Genomic DNA, 20,952 nt, shown 5'->3' with positions numbered 1-20,952 from the left:
CACAACCCTGAATTGACTCTCTTCCGGGCGCTATCATGCCATACCACGGAAGGTTTTGCGCCACCCTGCAGGGCTGACACCAAAGTGAAATTTAAAATGCTGACGCCAGGTCACATGAGAGAGAAAGCCCACTTCGATACACTCACTGTATTTACAGGTATACTCGCAAAAATTATTCAGCGGGTTTGGAAATAAAGATGGCAAAACTTACCTTACAAGAGCAGTTGCTCAAAGCAGGATTAGTCACCAGCAAAAAAGCGGCGAAGGTCGAGAGAACGGCGAAAAAATCGCGCGTTCAGGCGCGTGAAGCTCGGGCGGCGGTAGAAGAAAATAAAAAGGCACAGCTTGAGCGTGATAAACAGCTTAGTGAGCAACAAAAACAAGCGGCGTTAGCGAAAGAATATAAAGCTCAGGTGAAGCAGCTTATCGAAATGAACCGTATCACCATTACCAATGGCGATATCGGTTTTAACTTCACCGACGGCAATCTGATTAAGAAAATTTTTGTCGATAAGCTCACGCAAACGCAGTTGATTAATGGCCGTCTGGCGATTGCCCGTTTGGTTACTGACGGCAATAGTGAAGGTGAATACGCCATTATTCCGGCAAGCGTTGCCGACAAAATCGCCCAGCGTGATGCCAGCAGTATTGTGTTGCACAGTGCACTCAGCGCCGAAGAGCAGGATGAAGACGATCCGTATGCCGACTTTAAGGTGCCTGATGATTTGATGTGGTAATTATATGTCCGTCACCATCCGCGAACAGGATGGCGACGGCTTGTTACGTGCGGGATATTAATAACGAATGACGGTGCGAATGGATTTGCCTTCATGCATTAATTCAAAGGCGTCATTAATTTCATCCAGCCTCATGGTATGCGTTACAAACGGCTCCAGGTCGATATTACCTTTCATCGCATCTTCAACCATACCCGGCAACTGGGAACGACCTTTCACGCCGCCAAATGCGGAACCTTTCCATACGCGACCGGTGACCAACTGGAATGGACGGGTTGAGATTTCCTGACCAGCGCCAGCCACACCAATGATTATCGACTGACCCCAGCCACGGTGAGCACTTTCCAGCGCCGCGCGCATCACATTGACGTTGCCGATGCACTCAAAGGTATGGTCGATACCCCATTTGTTGATATCCAGAAGGACATCTTTAATCGGTTTGTCGTAGTCATTCGGATTAATGCAGTCGGTGGCACCGAAGCGACGCGCCAGATCGAATTTCTTCGGGTTGGTATCGATAGCGATAATCCGTCCCGCTTTCGCCTGACGTGCGCCCTGAACCACTGCCAGACCAATAGCGCCAAGACCAAACACGGCAACAGAATCACCAGGCTGGACTTTAGCGGTGTTGTGCACTGCGCCAATACCGGTGGTAACGCCACAGCCCAGCAGGCAGACGTGTTCATGGTTTGCTTCTGGATTAATTTTGGCCAGTGAAACTTCCGCGACCACGGTATATTCACTGAAGGTGGAACAGCCCATGTAGTGATACAGCGGTTGCCCATTGTAAGAAAAACGTGTGGTGCCGTCTGGCATCAGGCCTTTGCCCTGGGTTTCGCGAACCGCGACGCAGAGGTTGGTTTTGCCAGAGCGACAGAATTCGCACTCGCCGCATTCTGCGGTGTAAAGCGGGATCACATGGTCGCCAGGTTTAACGCTGGTCACGCCTTCACCGACTTCAACCACAACGCCAGCCCCTTCGTGACCGAGAACGACCGGGAATACACCTTCCGGGTCATCGCCGGAGAGGGTAAATGCGTCGGTATGGCAGACGCCGGTATGAGTGACTTTTATCAGCACTTCACCTTTTTTCGGTGGTGCAACGTCAATTTCAACGATTTCCAGTGGTTTACCGGGTGCAAATGCAACGGCAGCACGTGATTTCATATTTCGCTTTTCCTCAATAGGGTAGTGGTTTCAGCTACTTAAGATAGGCTCGAACCAGTTCAATCGTGTCATCAACGGATTGGCTGACTTCGCGGCTGTAGCAGTCATTTCGGTCAAACGTTTCCCGGATATGGCTTTCAAGCACTTCTGCCATCAGCCCGTTAGCCGCGCCCCGAACGGCAGCGATCTGCTGGAGTATGGCACGGCATTCGGCATCACCCTCCAGTGACCGTTCCAGAGCATCAATCTGCCCCCGAATGCGACGAACTCGAGTAAGCACCTTTTTCTTCTCTTCCGGAGTACTGGGCATTTCGCACCTCATCTCATCTGCACGCAACATACTATAGGGGGGTATGCTATGTGTCAATGCATACCCCCCTATAGTATATAACACCGGAGAATAAAATTTATCCGATGAATGTGGGTGATGTCTGGAGGAAACGAAGAGGGAAGGAGAGTGTTTGGGCGCTAATCACGTGGGATTGCCGCCCGGATAGCAGGCGGCGGAAGGAATCAGAATTTCCAGGTCAGATTGGCAGCGAATTGCAGGCCGTTATAATCATCGGTTGGCGTGTCATACCATACTTTACCCGCCGTCAGCCCCAGATTAAGTTGCTCAGTCAACGGTTGAATACGTTGTAAACTGGCGCTCTTCATGCTGCCGTGACGCGTCTCTGGCGACCAGTCGTAGGTATAAGCTCCCGTCCCACGACTAAGCCAAAGTTGAGTATAACCGCCGCCGCGAGGGTCATTCAGACGCACGGAAATCATATTGCTGTAACTGCCGCCCGCATCGCTGGAGTCATAATGGGTATAGCGATAGCTGGTGATCACCGGGCCAGTGTAGAGCGATACGCCGCCTTGCCAGGCATCGACTTCAACATCATCGTAATATTTAGTGTAGCGATAACCGGTCGTGAACAGCGTTTTTGGCAGCAGGGCCAGGTTAATATCCTGACGAAAATCCTGGCGAGCAAAGACCGGCGTATTATCCGCAAAGGCAATCCCCGTGCGGGTTGTCAGCCAATTATTCCATTTGTACCAGACAGCACCCTGACCGCGTGTAGCATTGAAACGTTCAGTCTCATAATCACGACGCCCCTGGGAAAGATTAAAAAGCAGCGTTGCGTTTTCAACTTTTGCTACCAGTTCAGCATACGCTAAATTACGGTTGCCATGATCGCCAGAATAATCGGTAAAATCGTAGCCTGCGGTAATGGAAGTTAACCCGGCATAAGCGGGCAATGTGCTAAAGATTGCCGCTGCTAATAACGTCCGTTTTATCATTTTAATCTCCTGTACGGATAAGCTCTTGCCGGAGTGAATAATTTCCGGTAGGTAAATTGCGTTCTACAATAACGCGCGGGCCAAGTTGCGTGTTTGGCGAAATAATTCGTCCAGGTAAAATAATTACCTGCACGCCAAGACGTGAACGCTGACCAATATAACAACCTAATTTATCGCAGCCGGTAGCGATAATACCCTCTGGGGTGCGAACCGATACTGGCTGTTCATCCAGTCGATGATTACTGGTACGCACCTGTGCGCCCAAATATGCCTGGCTTGCAACAACAGAATCGGCAATAAAACATTGCGGTCCAATCACCGCTTCCGCTTCAATAACTGCATTTTTGATTTCAGTGGCAAAACCAATTTTTACGTCATTGTTGATTACCGTACCGGGGCGAATAAACGCATAATTACCTATCAGGCAGTTTGCACCAATCACTACCGGCCCTTGAATAACCACACCGTGGCAAATACGGGTATTGGCACCGATAACAACTTCACCGGCACTTTCATCAATAATCACCTGGTCAGCAATCTGAATATTTTTCTCTTTAACATTAAGCTTCAGATAGCTTTTCAGTTCCTGCGACAGAAGGTTGGGAATAAGCGGTTGGCGCTTCCACCAGTGCGGAATAACGGGTGGGTTTGTCGCGCTGAGGTTCGCGTCCAGTAAAAAAGGCAATAAGTCCATAAATAATCCAGATGGCATAAGCTAATAATACATACACAACGGAAAGTGGCGCTAAAGGCACCAACAACCAGCAACGATGAAACCAGGCGCTAAAAGCACCAATAACACAAACTACGCCGACCCAGATAAGCGGAAACATAGCCACTATTACGCCATGTGGCCCGGTGGTAATTAATTCATTAAACCAGGTGGTGAGATAAATCCCAACGCCATAGAGCACGACCAACAGCATAGGGAAAATACTGAAGATGCCGAAACGGCTAAATAAAAGCCTTTTATGCAGACGCATACATACCGCATAGCCCACAATCCAACGTCGCCAGCGACTCCACTCCTCGCGCGGGTTGTTGCATTCCTGAGGGTATACGATGCAGCGATTCGCCTGACGAATGCGGTAACCATTGGCGACCAACGTCCAGGTGAGGTCGAGATCTTCAACTTTGGTACGATCCGAGAAACCGAATTTACGCAATACATCGGTACGGAACATCCCGCAGGCACCGCTGATAATAAACGGGGCGCCGCCCAAAAGCTGTTGTAGCGTGCGCTTCATAACGATCATCGGCAGTTTCACAGTAGCGCGAATATGTGGCAGCAAACCTGCGCCTTTTAATGCTGTGGAGGGAATGCCGCCTACGGCATCAGCACCACGCTCAATTTCCGCCAACATATAACCCATGCCGTTTTTATCTGGAGGGACGTAAGTATCGGCATCGCTTAAAAAAACCTGGTCACATGTGGCGTAGTTGAGGCCGTTCATTAGAGCGCCGCCTTTGCCGGTATTTTTTTGCGTAACAGCAACAAACCGATCGCCCCATTTGCGTTTCACTTCCGCCATTACCGCTTCGGTATTATCTGTGGAACCGTCGTTAACGCAAATTACCCGACAAAAATAAGGGTTGCGCAGCAGATTTTCCAGCGACTGTGCCAGACAAGGGCCTTCGTTATAGGCAGGAATAATTGCGTCAATACAGCCTTTCTTTTGGCTGGGCTTACGCCTTAACGTACTCAAAAACCATAGCAATATTGCTACGGCCATAAATATAAAGATCCAGGTTTTCATTTAATCTACTCAAAGAATCATTTTATGAATAACAAAGCCTTCACCCAGATCGCTATTGACCTGTTGTCCGCGAAATTGTGCAACAGCACGTAAACGTTCATGACGCATATAATCACGTCGCTCCTGGCTTTTATGTTTTTTTAACGCTGCAAGTTTTACAGTAAAATATTCTTCTTTTACGGATTCAAAAACCTGGGGCATAAATGAAAGCCAGGTGCTTGGAGTTTCATAGCCGAGAATCTGTGGAATAGTACGGCAGGCAACCATTGATGCCTGATAAACTGCCAGATGATCCTGATGGCGGTCAGCATCATGCATGGTATATACCCGTATGATTTCTACATCAGCGGGAATTTGATTTTTAATAATATCTTCCAGGGAGGAAATCATATCATTGAGTTGCAGATGTGTACGGGTGTCTGAAAAATTAAGATGAATAGTTTGCTGACACCCCAACATCTTTAATGCTTCGCGAGATTCTTCATGACGATCGATGATTTCGCTTACACCCGAATCGCCAGCAGTCATGACAACGGCGGCGATATAAAATCCTTTCTGCGCAAGACGAGCAAGCGATGCGCCACAACCTAATTCAATATCGTCAGGATGTGCGCCAATCGCAAGGATACCTTTCCTCTTTTCTGCTGATGAATGCAACGCAGAATTTAAAACCTTATCCAATTCATGACACTCCATTGTAATTATTATGCTGAAAGCGCGACGAATGCAGAGCGGCAACCCTCTGCAACATACTCAGATGTTAAAAATGACACGCGGTAAAAAAGAATAATCCTGAGAACAGGTCAATTAATGCCCGGAGGGCCGTAAGCGGTATAAGTTTGATTTGTGTGTATCATATGTTAAGTGTTTGTGTGTTTTGTGAATGTGATTATATTTTTTATATATTGTATTTAGATGTGATTTAGTTTGTCAATTAATTGCATTTAAAAAATATCTTTTATCAACCATTACTTTTTATATTCGTTTTATGAATGGATTGGTATGACGAAGAGGTTTTAAAGGTTGCATCATATGAAATCAGAATAATATATCTATTTATTATTGGTTGACTGGTTGGTGGAGTGGTGAAATAAATTTTTATCGTTTGAATTTTTATTCGTATATAAAAAGAAATGTGGCATTTCTTTGTGGGTAAACGATTGATAAATGCATAACTCATCTATCTTTTGCCGTTTTTTTGCTAAGAATAAAAACATATTGTCCATAATGATTAATTCTTTTATCAAATTATTTTCTCCGCGAATACTGCTCCCATAACAAGACAGGGGAGCAGACAATCATGGCAATTTCATCGCGTAACACACTCCTTGCCGCACTGGCATTCATCGCTTTTCAGGCGCAGGCGGTGAACGTCACCGTTGCGTATCAAACCTCCGCCGAACCGGCGAAAGTGGCTCAGGCTGATAATACCTTTGCCAAAGAGAGCGGGGCGACCGTGGACTGGCGTAAGTTTGACAGCGGGGCCAGTATCGTGCGGGCGCTGGCTTCTGGCGACGTGCAAATCGGTAATCTTGGCTCCAGCCCGTTAGCGGTCGCTGCCAGTCAGCAGGTGCCGATTGAAGTCTTTTTGCTGGCGTCAAAATTGGGTAACTCCGAGGCGCTGGTAGTTAAGAAAAACATCAGTAAACCCGAAGATCTCATTGGTAAGCGCATCGCCGTGCCGTTTATCTCCTCCACTCACTACAGCCTGCTGGCGGCGCTGAAACACTGGGGCATTAAACCCGGACAAGTGGAGATTGTGAACCTGCAACCGCCAGCAATTATCGCCGCCTGGCAACGGGGAGATATTGATGGTGCTTATGTGTGGGCGCCGGCGGTAAATGCGCTGGAAAAAGACGGCAAGGTGCTGACAGACTCTGAACAGGTCGGGCAGTGGGGCGTACCGACGCTGGATGTTTGGGTGGTGCGAAAAGATTTTGCTGAGAAACATCCTGAGGTGGTGAAAGCGTTCGCTAAAAGCGCCATCGATGCCCAGCAACCGTACATTGCGAATCCGGACGCGTGGCTGAAACAGCCGGAAAACATCAGCAAACTGGCGCGCTTGAGCGGCGTACCGGAAGGTGACGTACCGGGGCTGGTCAAGGGAAATACCTATCTGACGCCGCAGCAGCAAACGGCAGAACTGACCGGAGCGGTGAACAAAGCGATCATCGATACCGCGCAGTTTTTGAAAGAGCAGGGCAAAGTTCCCGCCGTGGCGAATGATTACAGCCAGTACGTTACCTCGCGCTTCGTGCAATAAAAGGAGGCGCAGATGCTGCAAATTTCTCATCTCTATGCCGATTATGGCGGTAAACCGGCGCTGGAAGATATCAACCTGACGCTGGAAAGTGGCGAACTGTTGGTGGTGCTGGGACCGTCTGGCTGCGGCAAAACCACCTTGCTGAATCTGATTGCTGGTTTTGTGCCTTACCAGTACGGCAGCATTCAACTGGCGGGCAAGCGCATTGAGGGGCCGGGTGCAGAGCGCGGGGTGGTTTTTCAGAATGAAGGGCTGCTGCCGTGGCGTAATGTGCAGGATAACGTGGCGTTCGGCCTGCAACTGGCGGGGATGGAGAAAACGCAACGTCTGGAAATCGCTTACCAGATGCTGAAAAAAGTCGGCCTGGAAGGGGCAGAAAAACGCTACATCTGGCAGCTTTCTGGCGGTCAGCGTCAGCGGGTAGGGATTGCCCGTGCGCTGGCGGCTAATCCCCGGATGTTATTACTCGACGAACCGTTTGGCGCGCTGGACGCCTTCACCCGGGACCAGATGCAAATACTGCTACTGAAACTCTGGCAGGAGACAGGCAAGCAGGTGTTGTTGATTACCCATGATATAGAAGAAGCGGTGTTTATGGCGACCGAACTGGTTCTGCTTTCACCGGGGCCGGGTCGTGTGCTGGAACGTCTGCCGCTCAACTATGCCCGCCGCTTTGTTGCGGGTGAGTCGAGCCGCAGCATCAAGTCCGATCCACAATTCATCGCCATGCGCGAATATGTTTTAAGCCGCGTATTTGAGCAACGAGAGGCGTTCTCATGAGTGTGCTTCTTAACGAAAAACTGCATTCGCATCGGCTGAAATGGCGCTGGCCGCTCTCGCGTCAGGTGACTTTAAGCATTGGCACGTTAGCGGTTTTACTGACTGTATGGTGGGCAGTAGCTGCGCTGCAACTGATTAGCCCGCTGTTTTTGCCGCCGCCGCAACAGGTACTGGCAAAACTGCTCACCATTGCCGGAACGCAAGGATTTATGGACGCCACGCTGTGGCAGCATCTGGCAGCCAGCCTGACGCGCATTTTGCTGGCGCTACTTGCGGCGGTGTTGATCGGTATTCCGGTTGGGATCGCCATGGGGCTAAGCCCGACGGTGCGCGGCATTCTGGATCCGGTAATTGAACTGTATCGCCCGGTGCCGCCGCTGGCCTATTTGCCGCTGATGGTGATCTGGTTTGGTATTGGTGAAACTTCGAAGATCTTACTGATCTATTTAGCGATTTTTGCACCGGTGGCGATGTCGGCGCTGGCGGGGGTGAAAAGCGCGCAGCAGGTTCGCATTCGTGCCGCCCAGTCGCTGGGTGCCAGCCGTGTGCAGGTGCTGTGGTTTGTTATTTTGCCCGGCGCACTGCCGGAAATCCTCACCGGATTACGCATTGGTCTGGGTGTGGGCTGGTCTACGCTGGTGGCGGCGGAGCTGATTGCCGCGACGCGAGGCTTAGGTTTTATGGTTCAGTCAGCGGGTGAGTTTCTCGCAACTGACGTGGTGCTGGCGGGGATCGCGGTGATTGCGATTATCGCCTTTCTTTTAGAACTGGGTCTGCGTGCGTTACAGCGCCGCCTGACGCCCTGGCATGGAGAAGTACAATGAGTGAACGTCTGAGCATTACCCCGCTGGGGCCGTATATCGGCGCACAAATTTCGGGTGCCGACCTGACGCGTCCGTTAAGTGATAATCAGTTTGAACAGCTTTACCATGCGGTGTTGCGCCATCAGGTGGTGTTTCTGCGTGAACAAGCCATTTCGCCACAGCAGCAACGCGCGCTGGCCCAGCGTTTTGGCGCGCTGCATATTCATCCTGTTTACCCTCATGCCGAAGGCGTTGATGAGATTATCGTACTTGATACCCATAACGATAATCCGCCGGATAACGACAACTGGCACACCGATGTGACATTTATTGAGACGCCGCCAGCGGGAGCGATTCTGGCAGCGAAAGAGTTGCCATCAACCGGGGGCGATACGCTATGGACCAGTGGTATTGCGGCGTATGAGGCGCTCTCTGTTCCCTTCCGTCAGCTGTTGAGCGGGCTGCGCGCGGAGCATGATTTCCGTAAATCGTTCCCAGAATACAAATACCGCAAAACAGAGGAGGAACATCAACGCTGGCGCGAGGCGGCAGCGAAAAATCCTCCTTTACTACATCCGGTGGTGCGAACGCATCCGGTGAGCGGTAAACAGGCGCTGTTTGTTAATGAAGGATTTACCACGCTAATTGTCGATGTCAGTGAGAAAGAGAGCGAAGCCTTGCTAGGCTTTTTATTTACTCATATCACCAAACCGGAGTTTCAGGTGCGCTGGCGCTGGCAGCCAAATGATATCGCGATTTGGGATAACCGCGTAACCCAGCACTATGCCAATGCCGATTACCTGCCACAGCGGCGGATAATGCATCGAGCGACGATCCTCGGGGATAAACCGTTTTATCGGGCGGGGTAATGGGAAAATGCCGGGTAGGGATAACCCGGCATAATGATCATTAACGCAGAATTTTCTTCTCAGCCAGATCCAGCGCAAAGTAGCTGAAAATCAGATCCGCCCCCGCGCGCTTAATCGAACCTAAGCTTTCGAGCACCACTTTCTCTTCATCTATAGCACCCGCCAGCGCGGCGAACTTAATCATCGCGTACTCACCGCTCACCTGATACGCACCAATCGGCAATTCAGTACGTTCACGCAGCTCACGCACGATGTCGAGGTACGCTCCGGCAGGTTTAACCATCAGGCAATCTGCGCCCTGAGTTTCATCCAGCAGCGATTCACGAATCGCCTCACGACGGTTCATTGGGTTCATCTGATAACTTTTGCGGTCACCTTTTAATGCGCTTCCCGCAGCTTCACGAAACGGACCATAAAAGGAGGAAGCGAACTTGGTCGAATAAGACATGATCGCCGTATCTTTAAAGCCCGCAGCGTCCAGCGCCTGGCGAATCGCCTGCACCTGACCATCCATTGCGGCGGAAGGTGCGATGAAGTCTGCGCCCGCAGCAGCAGCAACCACCGCTTGTTTGCCTAAATTTTCGAGGGTCGCGTCGTTATCGACGCCGTGCTCGCACAGCACGCCGCAGTGACCGTGAGAAGTGTATTCACAGAAACAGGTGTCTGACATAACGATCATTTCAGGCACGGTCTGCTTGCAAATGCGTGACATACGCGCCACCAGACCATCTTCCCGCCAGGCATCGCTGCCCGTTTCATCGGTATGGTGAGAGATGCCGAAAGTCATTACTGACCGAATACCGGCGTTGGCGATACGTTCGATTTCGCGCGCCAGATGTTTCTCTGGAATACGCATTACGCCCGGCATAGCTTCAACGGCTTTGTAGTCGTCGATTTCTTCTTCAACAAAGATCGGCAACACCAGGTCGTTAAGGCTAAGTGTTGTCTCTTCAAACATAGCGCGCAGCGCAGGAGATTTGCGCAGGCGACGAGGGCGTTGGATTAAGTCTGTCATGGTCTGCCTGATGTTTGTGGAATCGAGGGACATAGTATACCTGAAGCAGAGTGTGGGTGTTTTACGAAAGTTGTCGCGATGTTGACAAGAAGAGAATGAAAGACCGGCCTGGACATCTTTTTAATAGAAATAGCAATATTTTTATATTCACTGAAAATATTTTTAATTTTTATTAATTCTCCCTGATTATTGTTTTTAGTCGTTTGGATATGCTGTCAAAAATAGGATGGTTAAAAGTTCATTGTTTATAAATACATTATTTGTCTAATTTGCTGGTGTAATATTTGTAGAGTATATGATTTTGAAATTAATGCGGTCATTAACAGATTGAAATGACAGGTTTTTATCTATTTTTGTGATCTGTGCTTACACGTGATTTATATATGTCCGCATTCGGACTTAGGGGAAAGAATAATTGAACCATTCATCTGTAACGCCGCATAATCGTAAACGCGAAACATAATATGTTTTCTATGCATTGATAATTGATGGATCAACTTATTACGTCCCTGAGGAGGGATGACAAATGCACTCCTGGAAAAAGAAACTTGTAGTATCACAATTAGCATTGGCTTGCACTCTGGCTATCACCTCTCAGGCTAATGCAGCGACCAACGATATTTCTGGTCAAACTTACAATACTTTCCATCACTACAACGACGCCACCTATGCTGATGACGTTTACTATGATGGTTATGTAGGCTGGAACAACTATGCCGCTGATAGCTATTACAACGGCGATATCTACCCGGTCATTAATAACGCTACCGTTAATGGCGTGATTTCTACCTACTATCTGGACGATGGTATTTCTACCAATACCAACGCTAATAGTCTGACAATCAAAAACAGCACTATTCACGGTATGATTTATTCCGAGTGCATGACAACTGATTGTGCTGATCGTGCGAATGACTACTACCATGATCGTCTGGCGCTGACTGTTGATAATTCAACGATCGACGACAACTACGAACATTATACTTACAACGGCACCTACAATAATGCCGCTGATACTCATGTTGTAAACGTATATAACATTGGTACAGCTATCACTCTGGATCAGGAAGTTGATCTGTCCATTTCTAATAACTCTCACGTAGCAGGTATTACGCTGACTCAGGGTTATGAGTGGGAAGATATCGACGACAACACTGTCAGCACCGGTGTAAACAGCAGCGAAGTGTTTAATAACACCATCACTGTTAAAGATTCTACCGTGACCTCTGGTTCATGGACTGATGAAGGTACTACTGGCTGGTTTGGTAATACTGGTAATGCAAGTGATTACAATGGTAATGGCTGGATCGCTGACGATATCGCATTAGCAGTTATTGCACATCCTGCTGCTGATAATGCCATGCAGACTACTGCAACATTCGATAATTCCACACTGATGGGCGATGTACTCTTCTCAAGCAACTTTGATGAGAACTTCTTCCCACATGGCCGTGATAGCTATCGTGATGCTGATGGTGACGTAGATACTAACGGTTGGGATGGTACTGATCGTTTGGATCTGACCCTGAACAATGGCAGCAAGTGGGTTGGTGCGGCAATGTCTGCGCACTTAACTGTAGATATCGATGATGATGGTGTGCCAGATACTTACGGTCCTGTTTACAATGAGAACGGGGTTGTTGTTGATACCAGCACAGGCACCGAAGCAACTGCAACTCTGATTGATATTGCTGCAAATAGCCTGTGGCCTTCTTCAACGGTTGGTGTTGATAATACCAATACCCAATATGACGAAAATGGTCATATTGTAGGAAATGAAGTTTATCAGAGCGGTCTGTTCAATGTGACCCTGAACACCGGTTCACAGTGGGATACCACCAAAACTTCTCTGATTGACACCCTGAGCATCAACAGTGGTTCAACTGTTAATGTTGCTGATTCAACGCTGATTTCTGATTCTATCTCTCTGACAGGTCTTTCTGCGCTGAACATCAACGAAGATGGTCATGTTGCAACTGATTCACTGACTGTCGACAACAGTACCGTAACCATTTCTGACGAAGTTTCTGCTGGTTGGGCTGTAGGTGATGCAGCTCTGTATGCGAACACCATCAACGTTACTAACGACGGTATTCTGGATGTCGGTAACACTGCGGCGAATGCTCTTCAGGTTGATACTCTGAACCTGACCAGCACCACTGATACCAGTGGTAACATTCATGCAGGTGTGTTCAACATCGAAAGCAACCGCTTCGTACTTGATGCCGACCTGACCAACGACCGTACCAACGACACTACCAAGTCAAACTACGGTTATGGCTTAATCGCAATGAACTCTGATGGTCACCTGACCATTAACGGTAACGGCGATAACGATAACACTGCTTCTATCGAAGCTGGTCAGAACGAAGTTGATAACAACGGTGACCATGTTGCAGCTGCAACCGGTAACTACAAAGTTCGTATCGACAACGCTACTGGTGCTGGTTCTATCGCTGACTACAACGGCAACGAGCTGATTTACGTTAACGACAAAAATAGCAACGCTACCTTCTCTGCTGCTAACAAAGCTGACCTGGGTGCATACACCTATCAGGCTGAGCAGCGTGGTAACACCGTTGTTCTGCAACAGACCGAGCTGACCGACTACGCTAACATGGCGCTGAGCATCCCGTCTGCGAACACCAATATCTGGAACCTGGAACAGGACACCGTTGGTACTCGTTTGACCAACTCTCGTCATGGCCTGGCTGATAACGGCGGCGCATGGGTGAGCTACTTCGGTGGTAACTTCAACGGCGACAACGGCACCATCAATTATGATCAGGATGTTAACGGCATCATGGTCGGTGTTGATACCAAAATTGATGGTAACAACGCTAAGTGGATCGTCGGTGCGGCTGCTGGCTTCGGTAAAGGCGACATGAATGACCGTTCTGGTCAGGTGGATCAAGACAGCCAGTCTGCCTACATTTACTCTTCTGCTCGCTTCGCGAACAACATCTTTGTTGATGGTAGCCTGAGCTACTCTCACTTCAACAACGATCTGTCTGCAACCATGAGCAACGGTACTTACGTTGACGGTAGCACCAACTCCGACGCATGGGGCTTTGGTTTGAAAGCCGGTTACGACTTCAAACTGGGTGATGCTGGTTACGTGACTCCTTACGGCAGCGTTTCTGGTCTGTTCCAGTCTGGTGATGACTACCAGCTGAGCAACGACATGAAAGTTGACGGTCAGTCTTACGACAGTATGCGTTATGAACTGGGTGTAGATGCAGGTTATACCTTCACCTACAGCGAAGACCAGGCTCTGACTCCGTACTTCAAACTGGCTTACGTCTACGACGACTCTAACAACGATAACGATGTGAACGGCGATTCCATCGATAACGGTACTGAAGGGTCTGCGGTACGTGTTGGTCTGGGTACTCAGTTCAGCTTCACCAAAAACTTCAGCGCCTATACCGATGCTAACTACCTCGGTGGTGGTGACGTAGATCAAGACTGGTCCGCGAACGTGGGTGTTAAATATACCTGGTAATATTCTTCGCTGCGAAGAAATAGGTAATTTAATCTAAATAATGCCCGTCAAGGATTTGACGGGCATTACTGCAAAGGACGCGCAAATGTTATCTGTAGTTAAACCTCTTCAGGAATTTGGTAAGCTCGATAAATGTTTGTCCAGATACGGCACGCGCTTCGAGTTTAATAATGAAAAGCAAGTTATATTTTCAAGTGACGTTAATAGCGAAGATACATTCGTTATTTTAGAAGGTGTTATCTCTCTGCGTAGAGAAGAAAACGTACTTATCGGTATTACCCAGGCTCCTTTTATTATGGGACTGGCTGATGGTTTAATGAAAAACGATATACCATACAAATTAATATCAGAAGGAAACTGTACGGGATATCATCTGCCTGCCAAACAAACCATTTCTCTTATTGAACAACATCAACTCTGGCGTGACGCTTTTTACTGGTTAGCCTGGCAAAATCGAATTCTGGAGTTACGCGATGTTCAGCTCATTGGACATAATTCTTACGAACAAATTCGCGCCACTTTATTATCAATGATTGACTGGAATGACGAATTACGCGCACGTATTGGTGTGATGAATTATATCCATCAACGTACACGCATATCACGTTCCGTCGTCGCAGAAGTTCTCGCGGCTTTGCGCAAAGGCGGTTATATCGAAATGAATAAAGGCAAACTGGTCGCTATCAACCGTTTGCCTTCAGAGTATTAATCAGGACGCGGGGATGACCAGCGGTTTATTCCCGCTCAGTTCGGTTACCAGATCATTGATACCATCGCTCATGTTTTTAAAGCGAGTCAACGGCGAGCGAGTGACGACCACAAAAGCACCAATATTTTTTTGCGGGATCATCGCCATATAGGTAATGAATCCGCCGCCGCCGCCAGTTTTCTGAATAATTCCCGGACGCCCATCTTTCGGCGCCATATATACCCAGCCTAAACCGAGCGCATCCGCTCTGCCAGGTACATCCATGCCGATCACTTTCGTAAACTGCGCGCGTTGATAAATCAGCGTCTGCATACGATCCGCCTGGTTGCTGCGTTGATAAAAATCAGACGACAAATACTGCTGCATCCAGCGCATCATATCGCCAGGTGTGGAATAGACGCCGCCGCTACCGATTGCCGCCAGCGTGTTATTGCACGGACTGGCACCGCGCTCGGCAACCATTAAACGTCGGCACTGATCCGGCGATGGCGTGTAGGTGGTGTCTTTCATCCCCAACGGACGAGTGATCTGCTCTTCAAATAACTGCGTATAAGGCTTGCCAGACGCATTCGCCAGCGCATCCGCCAGCAGATCGAACGCAAGGTTAGAGTATGCAGCCTGGCTGCCTGGCGCGGCTTTTAGCTTCGCCGTAGAAAGGTATTTCCAGCGTTGTTCGCGCGTTGGCCAGACAAATACCGGACGATTTGCTGCACCGCCAGGCTGTTCACGCGGCAGGGCGCTGGTATGGGTTGCCAGATTCACTAGCGTAATGGGCTTTCCATTGTAGGTCGGTACTCGTGTGCCTGGTGGAGCATATTTACTTAACGGGTCGTTTAACTTCACCGTGCCTTGATCGAGCAGCTTAACCAGCATTTCACTGGTCATCAGTTTAGTGAGGGACGCAATTCGCACCACAGAGTCTAATTGTGGGCGAACGTTATTACCGGGACGCGTTTCCCCATAACTGCGAAAGACGCGCTGATTACCGTCAATAACGACCAGTGCCATCCCCGTGGCACCGCTGCCGTAAAAAATATGATCGGCATAGCGATCGACAATATCAGAGGCGAACTCCGGTTCGGTGATCGGCTGCGCCGCATGGACGGAGGTCAATGACGCCGCACACAGCACGGCAGAAAAAAGCAGACTACGTTTCAACGGTGGTGTCCATAAATTAAATGAAGGTAACTGAGCGTATTTATACTACTCATAGATGGATTGCAAAGGGCGAATTAGTGCAATAATAGTGCTAAAAACGTAACGGCGCGTAAACACGATCTTTTTCCTGAGCACCAATGCCTGCATTTGTGATCCTGCGCGTGTGAATCTGCTAATGTAAACAATCCTTTGTTTGTGAAATCCGTCGAAACAATTCTTACGGTCAGCATGACGAACTAAGTACCTTGCCGTTGGTCACAATGGGCGGTTTCATTTAGCTGGCTCCTTGGAGCAATCATGCGGTTAATGCACAGCAGTTGTTAAAACGATAAGAAGTTAGCAGGAGAGCATATGTTTAAGTCTTTTTTCCCAAAGCCGGGAGCCTTTTTTCTCTCGGCCTTTATTTGGGCACTGATTGCCGTGATCTTCTGGCAAGCCGGTGGTGGTGATTGGGTGGCACGTATTGCCGGAACTTCTGGGCAGATCCCGATTAGCGCCGCACGTTTCTGGTCGTTAGACTTCCTGGTTTTTTACGCTTACTACATTGTTTGTGTAGGACTTTTTGCGCTGTTCTGGTTTATCTACAGTCCGCATCGTTGGCAATACTGGTCAATACTCGGCACTGCGCTGATTATCTTCGTTACCTGGTTTTTGGTGGAAGTTGGGGTTGCCGTCAACGCCTGGTATGCGCCGTTCTATGACCTGATTCAAACTGCGCTAAGTTCACCGCATAAAGTCACCATCGAACAATTTTATCGCGAAGTGGGCGTCTTTCTGGGAATCGCGCTGATTGCTGTGGTGATCAGTGTGCTGAACAACTTCTTTGTCAGCCATTACGTGTTTCGCTGGCGTACAGCGATGAACGAATACTACATGGCGAACTGGCAACAACTGCGTCATATCGAAGGTGCCGCCCAGCGTGTGCAGGAAGACACTATGCGTTTTGCCTCAACGCTGGAGAATATGGGTGTCAGTTTTATTAACGCTATCATGACGTTAATCGCTTTCTTACCGGTACTGGTGACGCTCTCCGCACATGTACCGGAATTGCCGATTATCGGGCATATTCCATATGGTCTGGTGATTGCTGCCATCGTCTGGTCGTTGATGGGAACCGGATTGCTGGCGGTTGTGGGTATCAAACTGCCGGGGCTGGAGTTTAAAAACCAGCGTGTAGAAGCGGCTTATCGTAAAGAGTTGGTCTACGGTGAAGATGATGCATCGCGCGCGACGCCGCCAACGGTACGTGAGTTGTTCAGCGCCGTGCGGAAAAACTATTTCCGCCTCTATTTTCACTATATGTATTTCAACATCGCCCGCATCCTCTATTTGCAGGTTGATAACGTTTTCGGTTTGTTCCTGCTGTTTCCGTCGATTGTTGCCGGTACGATTACGCTCGGACTGATGACGCAAATTACCAACGTTTTCGGTCAGGTTCGTGGTGCTTTCCAGTATCTGATTAACTCGTGGACTACGCTGGTTGAGCTGATGTCTATCTACAAACGTCTGCGTAGCTTTGAACATGAGCTGGATAGTGACAAAATTCAGGAAGTAACCCATACGTTGAGTTAAAAAGGAGAGGTAATGTCGCAGGTCACTCGTCTTTCTTCGCTTTCATTATTGGTAGTTCTGGTTTTAGCGGGGTGTAGTAGTCAGGCTCCGCAACCGTTGAAAAAGGGCGAAAAAGCGATAGATGTGGCGAGCGTCGTGCGGCAGAAGTTACCCGCCAGCGTGAAAGACCGCGATGCCTGGGCGAAAGATCTTGCCATTACTTTTGAAAGTCAGGGACTGGCACCGACGCTGGAAAACGTCTGCTCGGTGCTGGCAGTGGCGCAGCAGGAGTCAAATTATCAGGCAGATCCGGCTGTTCCGGGCTTAAGCAAAATCGCCTGGCAAGAGATTGACCGTCGCGCCGAACGGATGCACATCCCCGCGTTTTTGGTTCACACCGCGCTAAAAATTAAATCGCCAAACGGCAAAAGTTACAGCGAACGGTTAGATTCCGTGCGTACAGAAAAGCAGTTAAGCGCGATTTTTGATGATCTGATCAGCATGGTGCCGATGGGGCAGACGCTGTTTGGTTCGCTCAACCCGGTGCGCACCGGTGGGCCGATGCAGGTCAGCATTGCTTTTGCCGAACAGCATACCAAAGGTTATCCGTGGAAAATGGACGGAACGGTACGTCAGGAAGTCTTCAGTCGTCGCGGCGGATTGTGGTTCGGTACTTACCATTTACTGAATTATCCAGCCAGTTACAGCGCGCCAATCTTCCGTTTTGCCGATTTTAACGCTGGCTGGTATGCCAGCCGTAACGCCGCATTTCAGAACGCGGTCAGTAAAGCCAGCGGCGTGAAGCTGGCGCTGGATGGTGATTTAATTCGCTATGACAGCAAAGAGCCTGGGAAAACAGAACTGGCAACGCGCAAACTGGCGGGCAAACTGGGAATGAGCGACAGTGAAATCCGCCGACAGTTAGAGAAAGGGGATAGCTTCTCTTTTGAAGAGACGGCGCTGTACAAGAAAGTTTATCAGCTTGCAGAAGCGAAAACGGGGAAATCTCTGCCGCGAGAGATGTTGCCTGGCATTCAGCTGGAAAGCCCGAAAATCACCCGTAATCTTACCACCGCATGGTTTGCGAAGCGCGTTGATGAACGACGCGCGCGTTGTATGAAACAGTGATCAATAGAGAACACCAGCCAGATAAGGCGTTTTAGGCCGCATCTGGCAAAGTAAATCTTACTGGCGGCGATGTCGCCAGTGCAGCCATAGCGCCACCACTGCAAAAATGAAGCAGCCAACTAAAAACGGGATCAGCCCGAAAATAGTGCCGACTCCCAGACCAATTTCCACCCGTGGACGGCCTGTCTCTTGCACCTGCATCAAACGCTCATAAACGCCGGGTGCATGTACCAGGAGATTAAGCAATTGCGCCCCAGCCCAAAAGCAAAACAGTACAAATAGCGCATAGGCAATGTTGCTAGGCGTTGAAGAGGCGTTGCGATATTTTCCGCTAAACAGCGATTTTGACAGGGTGAAATCAGCCATAAAAACCTCCGGAAGTCATCTGCTTCTCTTCTGGTGTGATACCAGCGGCTTATGGCAAGTCTGACAGGTCATTTAGATTGTCAATATCAGAATCATGGTAAATTGATGGTGGGAATATTCCCGAAGCGTGAATATTCGCCATGAGTCACAAAACGGTAACTTTAAGTTAAATTTTTTAACGATACGGGAAATGCTGTCTACACCACAGACGTATGTTATCGATTATGCGAAGATGTTATTTTTCGTTAACGGAGCCGCCATGAATCTGCCTGTAAAAATCCGCCGTGACTGGCACTATTATGCGTTCGCCATTGGCCTGATTTTCATTCTTAACGGTGTGGTGGGGTTGCTGGGATTTGAAGCAAAAGGCTGGCAAACCTATGCAGTCGGTCTGCTGACGTGGGTGATTAGTTTCTGGCTGGCGGGGATGATTATTCGTCGTCGCGAAGAGGATACTGAAAACGCCCAATAACAGAGGATTGGGCGTTCTGGAGTGCTGACAAAGTGTTCGTTGTTTATGCCGGATGCGCGCGAACGCCTTATCCTGCCTACAAAATGATGCAAAATCAATACATTGCAATTATCTGGTAGGCCTGATAAGCGGAGCGTATCAGGCAATTTTACGTTTGCCATCAGTCTTAAACGCCCAATAAAAATATTACCGGGCGATTGAAAATTACATAGTGGTTTTCAGTGCGTTATCCACAGCGTGACGTTCCAGTGCCAGCTCAATCAAACGCGTGATCAGGTCGGTGTAACTCAGGCCGCTGGCTTGCCACAACTTCGGATACATGCTGATGTTAGTGAAGCCCGGCAGCGTGTTGATCTCGTTGATCACCACCTCGTTTTCCGGCGTTAAAAAGACGTCTACACGCGCCATGCCAGCACATCCCAACGTCTGGTAAGCCTGAACCGCAATCGCCCGGATCTTATCGTTGATTTCTGGCGCAATGGCAGCCGGAACCACCACTTTTGCACCATCTTCATCAATGTATTTGGTGTCGTAGGCGTAGAAATCACTGGTCAGTACGATCTCGCCACAGGTGCTGGCCTGCGGATTGTCATTGCCCAGAACCGCGCATTCGATCTCACGCCCTTTGATCCCTTGCTCCACGATCACTTTATGATCGAACTCGAACGCCAGATCGACGGCAATCGTATATTGTTCTTCGCTGGTTACTTTGCTGACGCCTACGGAGGAACCCTGGTTAGCCGGTTTTACAAACAGCGGTAAACCCAGTTTAGACTTCACTTCGGCAAAACTGATGTTGTGGCGATTGGCGCGCGTCAGGGTAATAAATGGCGCGATGTTCAACCCGGCATCACGCAGTAGACGTTTGGTGACGTCTTTGTCCATACATGCAGCGGAAGCCAGAACATCGGAACCGACAAATGGTAAATTGGCGACACGCAACATCCCCTGCAGGGAGCCATCTTCACCCAGCGTACCGTGGACAATCGGGAAAATGACATCCACCGTTGGTAATGGTTGACCATTCTGTGCATCAATAAGCTGGTGTTCATGTTTACCCGGCACCTGCGCAAGGCTGGTCGCCGAAGGACGCAACGCAATATGGGCAGGATCGTCTGCGTTTAGCAGATAATTGCTGGCATCGCTGACGTGCCATTGCCCTTGTTTATCAATGCCCAGCAGCACAACATCGAAGCGACTTTTATCAATGGCATCGACAATATTTTTTGCCGATTGCAGAGACACTTCATGTTCCGCTGATTTTCCACCAAAAACGATACCTACCCGCAGTTTTTCCATCTTAAAAACCTATCCTGTCGAACATAAAGCACATACATTACCACGACAAAACGGTTGATTCGCGGCCTTCTGACAGAATGTTGCAA

20 protein-coding genes and 2 pseudogenes are annotated in these 20,952 nt (G+C 49.0%); 11 read left to right on the top strand and 11 right to left on the bottom strand.

Features of this window, described 5'->3' with window-relative positions:
• Window positions 1–33 precede the first annotated feature (33 nt).
• A pseudogene (locus tag A7589_RS12555) lies at window positions 34–135 on the bottom strand (GlxA family transcriptional regulator); the annotation flags it as partial.
• Between the two features lie 62 nt (window positions 136–197).
• On the opposite strand from A7589_RS12555, the gene A7589_RS12550 reads away from it, so the two are divergent.
• A complete protein-coding gene (locus A7589_RS12550; RefSeq protein WP_001096716.1) occupies window positions 198–737 on the top strand; it encodes a DUF2058 domain-containing protein in 540 nt (179 codons plus the stop codon).
• Window positions 738–794: 57 nt separating this feature from the next.
• Here the strand turns inward: A7589_RS12550 and frmA are convergent, their stop codons facing one another.
• The 5 genes from frmA to A7589_RS12525 form a co-directional block, all read right to left on the bottom strand.
• The gene (frmA, locus tag A7589_RS12545; protein ID WP_021550316.1) at window positions 795–1,904 is read right to left on the bottom strand and encodes an S-(hydroxymethyl)glutathione dehydrogenase; all 1,110 of its coding nucleotides are present in this window, start codon (window positions 1,902–1,904) and stop codon (window positions 795–797) included.
• A 34-nt stretch (window positions 1,905–1,938) separates the two neighbouring features.
• Window positions 1,939–2,214, bottom strand: a complete 276-nt coding sequence (frmR, locus tag A7589_RS12540) for a formaldehyde-responsive transcriptional repressor FrmR (protein ID WP_001141271.1) — start codon at window positions 2,212–2,214, stop codon at window positions 1,939–1,941.
• A 203-nt stretch (window positions 2,215–2,417) separates the two neighbouring features.
• The gene (locus tag A7589_RS12535; protein ID WP_000596110.1) at window positions 2,418–3,191 is read right to left on the bottom strand and encodes a YaiO family outer membrane beta-barrel protein; all 774 of its coding nucleotides are present in this window, start codon (window positions 3,189–3,191) and stop codon (window positions 2,418–2,420) included.
• 1 nt (window position 3,192) lies between these two features.
• The gene (locus A7589_RS12530; RefSeq protein ID WP_000582574.1) at window positions 3,193–3,717 is read right to left on the bottom strand and encodes an LbetaH domain-containing protein; all 525 of its coding nucleotides are present in this window, start codon (window positions 3,715–3,717) and stop codon (window positions 3,193–3,195) included.
• A gap of 34 nt (window positions 3,718–3,751) precedes the next feature.
• Window positions 3,752–4,948, bottom strand: coding sequence for a glycosyltransferase family 2 protein (locus A7589_RS12525; protein WP_108188860.1), 1,197 nt, complete (start codon window positions 4,946–4,948; stop codon window positions 3,752–3,754).
• Between the two features lie 24 nt (window positions 4,949–4,972).
• On the opposite strand from A7589_RS12525, the gene A7589_RS23700 reads away from it, so the two are divergent.
• A complete protein-coding gene (locus A7589_RS23700) occupies window positions 4,973–5,041 on the top strand; it encodes a hypothetical protein (protein ID WP_420842033.1) in 69 nt (22 codons plus the stop codon).
• Window positions 5,042–5,218: 177 nt separating this feature from the next.
• Here A7589_RS23700 and A7589_RS23695 read toward each other — a convergent pair.
• Window positions 5,219–5,644: pseudogene (locus A7589_RS23695) on the bottom strand (PIG-L deacetylase family protein); the annotation flags it as partial.
• 604 nt (window positions 5,645–6,248) lie between these two features.
• Here A7589_RS23695 and tauA point away from each other — a divergent pair.
• From tauA to tauD, 4 genes are read left to right on the top strand one after another with little or no spacing between them, the layout of a single operon-like run.
• A complete protein-coding gene (gene tauA / locus A7589_RS12515; protein WP_108188859.1) occupies window positions 6,249–7,211 on the top strand; it encodes a taurine ABC transporter substrate-binding protein in 963 nt (320 codons plus the stop codon).
• Window positions 7,212–7,223: 12 nt separating this feature from the next.
• Window positions 7,224–7,991 carry a taurine ABC transporter ATP-binding subunit gene (tauB, locus tag A7589_RS12510; protein WP_000939389.1) on the top strand — a complete coding sequence of 256 codons (768 nt, stop codon included), beginning with the start codon at window positions 7,224–7,226 and terminating at the stop codon, window positions 7,989–7,991.
• On the top strand, window positions 7,988–8,815 hold the full coding sequence (tauC, locus tag A7589_RS12505; RefSeq protein WP_000114853.1) for a taurine ABC transporter permease TauC: 828 nt from the start codon (window positions 7,988–7,990) through the stop codon (window positions 8,813–8,815). Before tauB ends, tauC begins: the two co-directional genes overlap by 4 nt.
• The gene (tauD, locus tag A7589_RS12500; RefSeq protein ID WP_000004053.1) at window positions 8,812–9,663 is read left to right on the top strand and encodes a taurine dioxygenase; all 852 of its coding nucleotides are present in this window, start codon (window positions 8,812–8,814) and stop codon (window positions 9,661–9,663) included. The genes tauC and tauD overlap by 4 nt, the downstream gene beginning before the upstream one ends.
• Window positions 9,664–9,703: 40 nt before the next feature.
• On the opposite strand, the gene hemB is transcribed toward tauD, so the two are convergent.
• The gene (hemB, locus tag A7589_RS12495; protein ID WP_010352188.1) at window positions 9,704–10,678 is read right to left on the bottom strand and encodes a porphobilinogen synthase; all 975 of its coding nucleotides are present in this window, start codon (window positions 10,676–10,678) and stop codon (window positions 9,704–9,706) included.
• A 526-nt stretch (window positions 10,679–11,204) separates the two neighbouring features.
• Here hemB and ehaB point away from each other — a divergent pair.
• Together ehaB and iprA are read left to right on the top strand one after the other, a co-directional pair.
• Window positions 11,205–14,183, top strand: coding sequence for an autotransporter adhesin EhaB (gene ehaB / locus A7589_RS12490; protein WP_105282740.1), 2,979 nt, complete (start codon window positions 11,205–11,207; stop codon window positions 14,181–14,183).
• An 85-nt stretch (window positions 14,184–14,268) separates the two neighbouring features.
• On the top strand, window positions 14,269–14,892 hold the full coding sequence (gene iprA / locus A7589_RS12485; RefSeq protein ID WP_010344702.1) for a hydrogen peroxide resistance inhibitor IprA: 624 nt from the start codon (window positions 14,269–14,271) through the stop codon (window positions 14,890–14,892).
• On the opposite strand, the gene ampH is transcribed toward iprA, so the two are convergent.
• Window positions 14,893–16,050 carry a D-alanyl-D-alanine-carboxypeptidase/endopeptidase AmpH gene (gene ampH / locus A7589_RS12480; protein ID WP_000830753.1) on the bottom strand — a complete coding sequence of 386 codons (1,158 nt, stop codon included), beginning with the start codon at window positions 16,048–16,050 and terminating at the stop codon, window positions 14,893–14,895. It abuts the gene before it with no gap.
• 351 nt (window positions 16,051–16,401) lie between these two features.
• On the opposite strand from ampH, the gene sbmA reads away from it, so the two are divergent.
• Complete coding sequence (gene sbmA, locus A7589_RS12470; protein ID WP_000477002.1) at window positions 16,402–17,622, top strand: peptide antibiotic transporter SbmA; 1,221 nt, start codon at window positions 16,402–16,404, stop codon at window positions 17,620–17,622.
• 12 nt (window positions 17,623–17,634) lie between these two features.
• A complete protein-coding gene (yaiW, locus tag A7589_RS12465; protein ID WP_000084713.1) occupies window positions 17,635–18,729 on the top strand; it encodes a surface-exposed outer membrane lipoprotein YaiW in 1,095 nt (364 codons plus the stop codon).
• A 57-nt stretch (window positions 18,730–18,786) separates the two neighbouring features.
• Here the strand turns inward: yaiW and A7589_RS12460 are convergent, their stop codons facing one another.
• Window positions 18,787–19,095 (bottom strand): YaiY family protein, encoded by a 309-nt coding sequence (locus A7589_RS12460; RefSeq protein ID WP_000763154.1) that lies wholly within the window; start codon window positions 19,093–19,095, stop codon window positions 18,787–18,789.
• Window positions 19,096–19,354: 259 nt separating this feature from the next.
• Between A7589_RS12460 and A7589_RS12450 the strand changes: the two genes are divergently transcribed.
• Window positions 19,355–19,567 carry a DUF2754 domain-containing protein gene (locus A7589_RS12450; protein ID WP_016159209.1) on the top strand — a complete coding sequence of 71 codons (213 nt, stop codon included), beginning with the start codon at window positions 19,355–19,357 and terminating at the stop codon, window positions 19,565–19,567.
• A 204-nt stretch (window positions 19,568–19,771) separates the two neighbouring features.
• Here the strand turns inward: A7589_RS12450 and ddlA are convergent, their stop codons facing one another.
• Entirely contained in the window at window positions 19,772–20,866 is a 1,095-nt protein-coding gene (gene ddlA / locus A7589_RS12445; RefSeq protein WP_108188858.1) for a D-alanine--D-alanine ligase, read from the bottom strand.
• Between the last annotated feature and the right edge of the window lie 86 nt (window positions 20,867–20,952).

Source organism: Escherichia sp. MOD1-EC6475, from assembly GCF_003046645.1.
GTDB lineage: Bacteria > Pseudomonadota > Gammaproteobacteria > Enterobacterales > Enterobacteriaceae > Escherichia > Escherichia ruysiae.
This window is presented reverse-complemented; position numbering and strand designations above follow the sequence as displayed.

What these genes read in the sequence shown, in the direction of transcription:
- iprA (WP_010344702.1), top strand. Translation starts at nt 14,269, where the DNA reads ATGTTATCTGTAGTTAAACCTCTTCAGGAATTTGGTAAGCTCGATAAA.
- frmA (WP_021550316.1), bottom strand. Translation starts at nt 1,904, where the DNA reads ATGAAATCACGTGCTGCCGTTGCATTTGCACCCGGTAAACCACTGGAA.
- tauD (WP_000004053.1), top strand. Translation starts at nt 8,812, where the DNA reads ATGAGTGAACGTCTGAGCATTACCCCGCTGGGGCCGTATATCGGCGCA.
- ddlA (WP_108188858.1), bottom strand. Translation starts at nt 20,866, where the DNA reads ATGGAAAAACTGCGGGTAGGTATCGTTTTTGGTGGAAAATCAGCGGAA.
- sbmA (WP_000477002.1), top strand. Translation starts at nt 16,402, where the DNA reads ATGTTTAAGTCTTTTTTCCCAAAGCCGGGAGCCTTTTTTCTCTCGGCC.
- hemB (WP_010352188.1), bottom strand. Translation starts at nt 10,678, where the DNA reads ATGACAGACTTAATCCAACGCCCTCGTCGCCTGCGCAAATCTCCTGCG.
- A7589_RS12535 (WP_000596110.1), bottom strand. Translation starts at nt 3,191, where the DNA reads ATGATAAAACGGACGTTATTAGCAGCGGCAATCTTTAGCACATTGCCC.
- frmR (WP_001141271.1), bottom strand. Translation starts at nt 2,214, where the DNA reads ATGCCCAGTACTCCGGAAGAGAAGAAAAAGGTGCTTACTCGAGTTCGT.
- tauC (WP_000114853.1), top strand. Translation starts at nt 7,988, where the DNA reads ATGAGTGTGCTTCTTAACGAAAAACTGCATTCGCATCGGCTGAAATGG.
- A7589_RS12450 (WP_016159209.1), top strand. Translation starts at nt 19,355, where the DNA reads ATGAATCTGCCTGTAAAAATCCGCCGTGACTGGCACTATTATGCGTTC.
- A7589_RS12460 (WP_000763154.1), bottom strand. Translation starts at nt 19,095, where the DNA reads ATGGCTGATTTCACCCTGTCAAAATCGCTGTTTAGCGGAAAATATCGC.
- A7589_RS12550 (WP_001096716.1), top strand. Translation starts at nt 198, where the DNA reads ATGGCAAAACTTACCTTACAAGAGCAGTTGCTCAAAGCAGGATTAGTC.
- A7589_RS12525 (WP_108188860.1), bottom strand. Translation starts at nt 4,948, where the DNA reads ATGAAAACCTGGATCTTTATATTTATGGCCGTAGCAATATTGCTATGG.
- ehaB (WP_105282740.1), top strand. Translation starts at nt 11,205, where the DNA reads ATGCACTCCTGGAAAAAGAAACTTGTAGTATCACAATTAGCATTGGCT.
- yaiW (WP_000084713.1), top strand. Translation starts at nt 17,635, where the DNA reads ATGTCGCAGGTCACTCGTCTTTCTTCGCTTTCATTATTGGTAGTTCTG.
- tauA (WP_108188859.1), top strand. Translation starts at nt 6,249, where the DNA reads ATGGCAATTTCATCGCGTAACACACTCCTTGCCGCACTGGCATTCATC.
- tauB (WP_000939389.1), top strand. Translation starts at nt 7,224, where the DNA reads ATGCTGCAAATTTCTCATCTCTATGCCGATTATGGCGGTAAACCGGCG.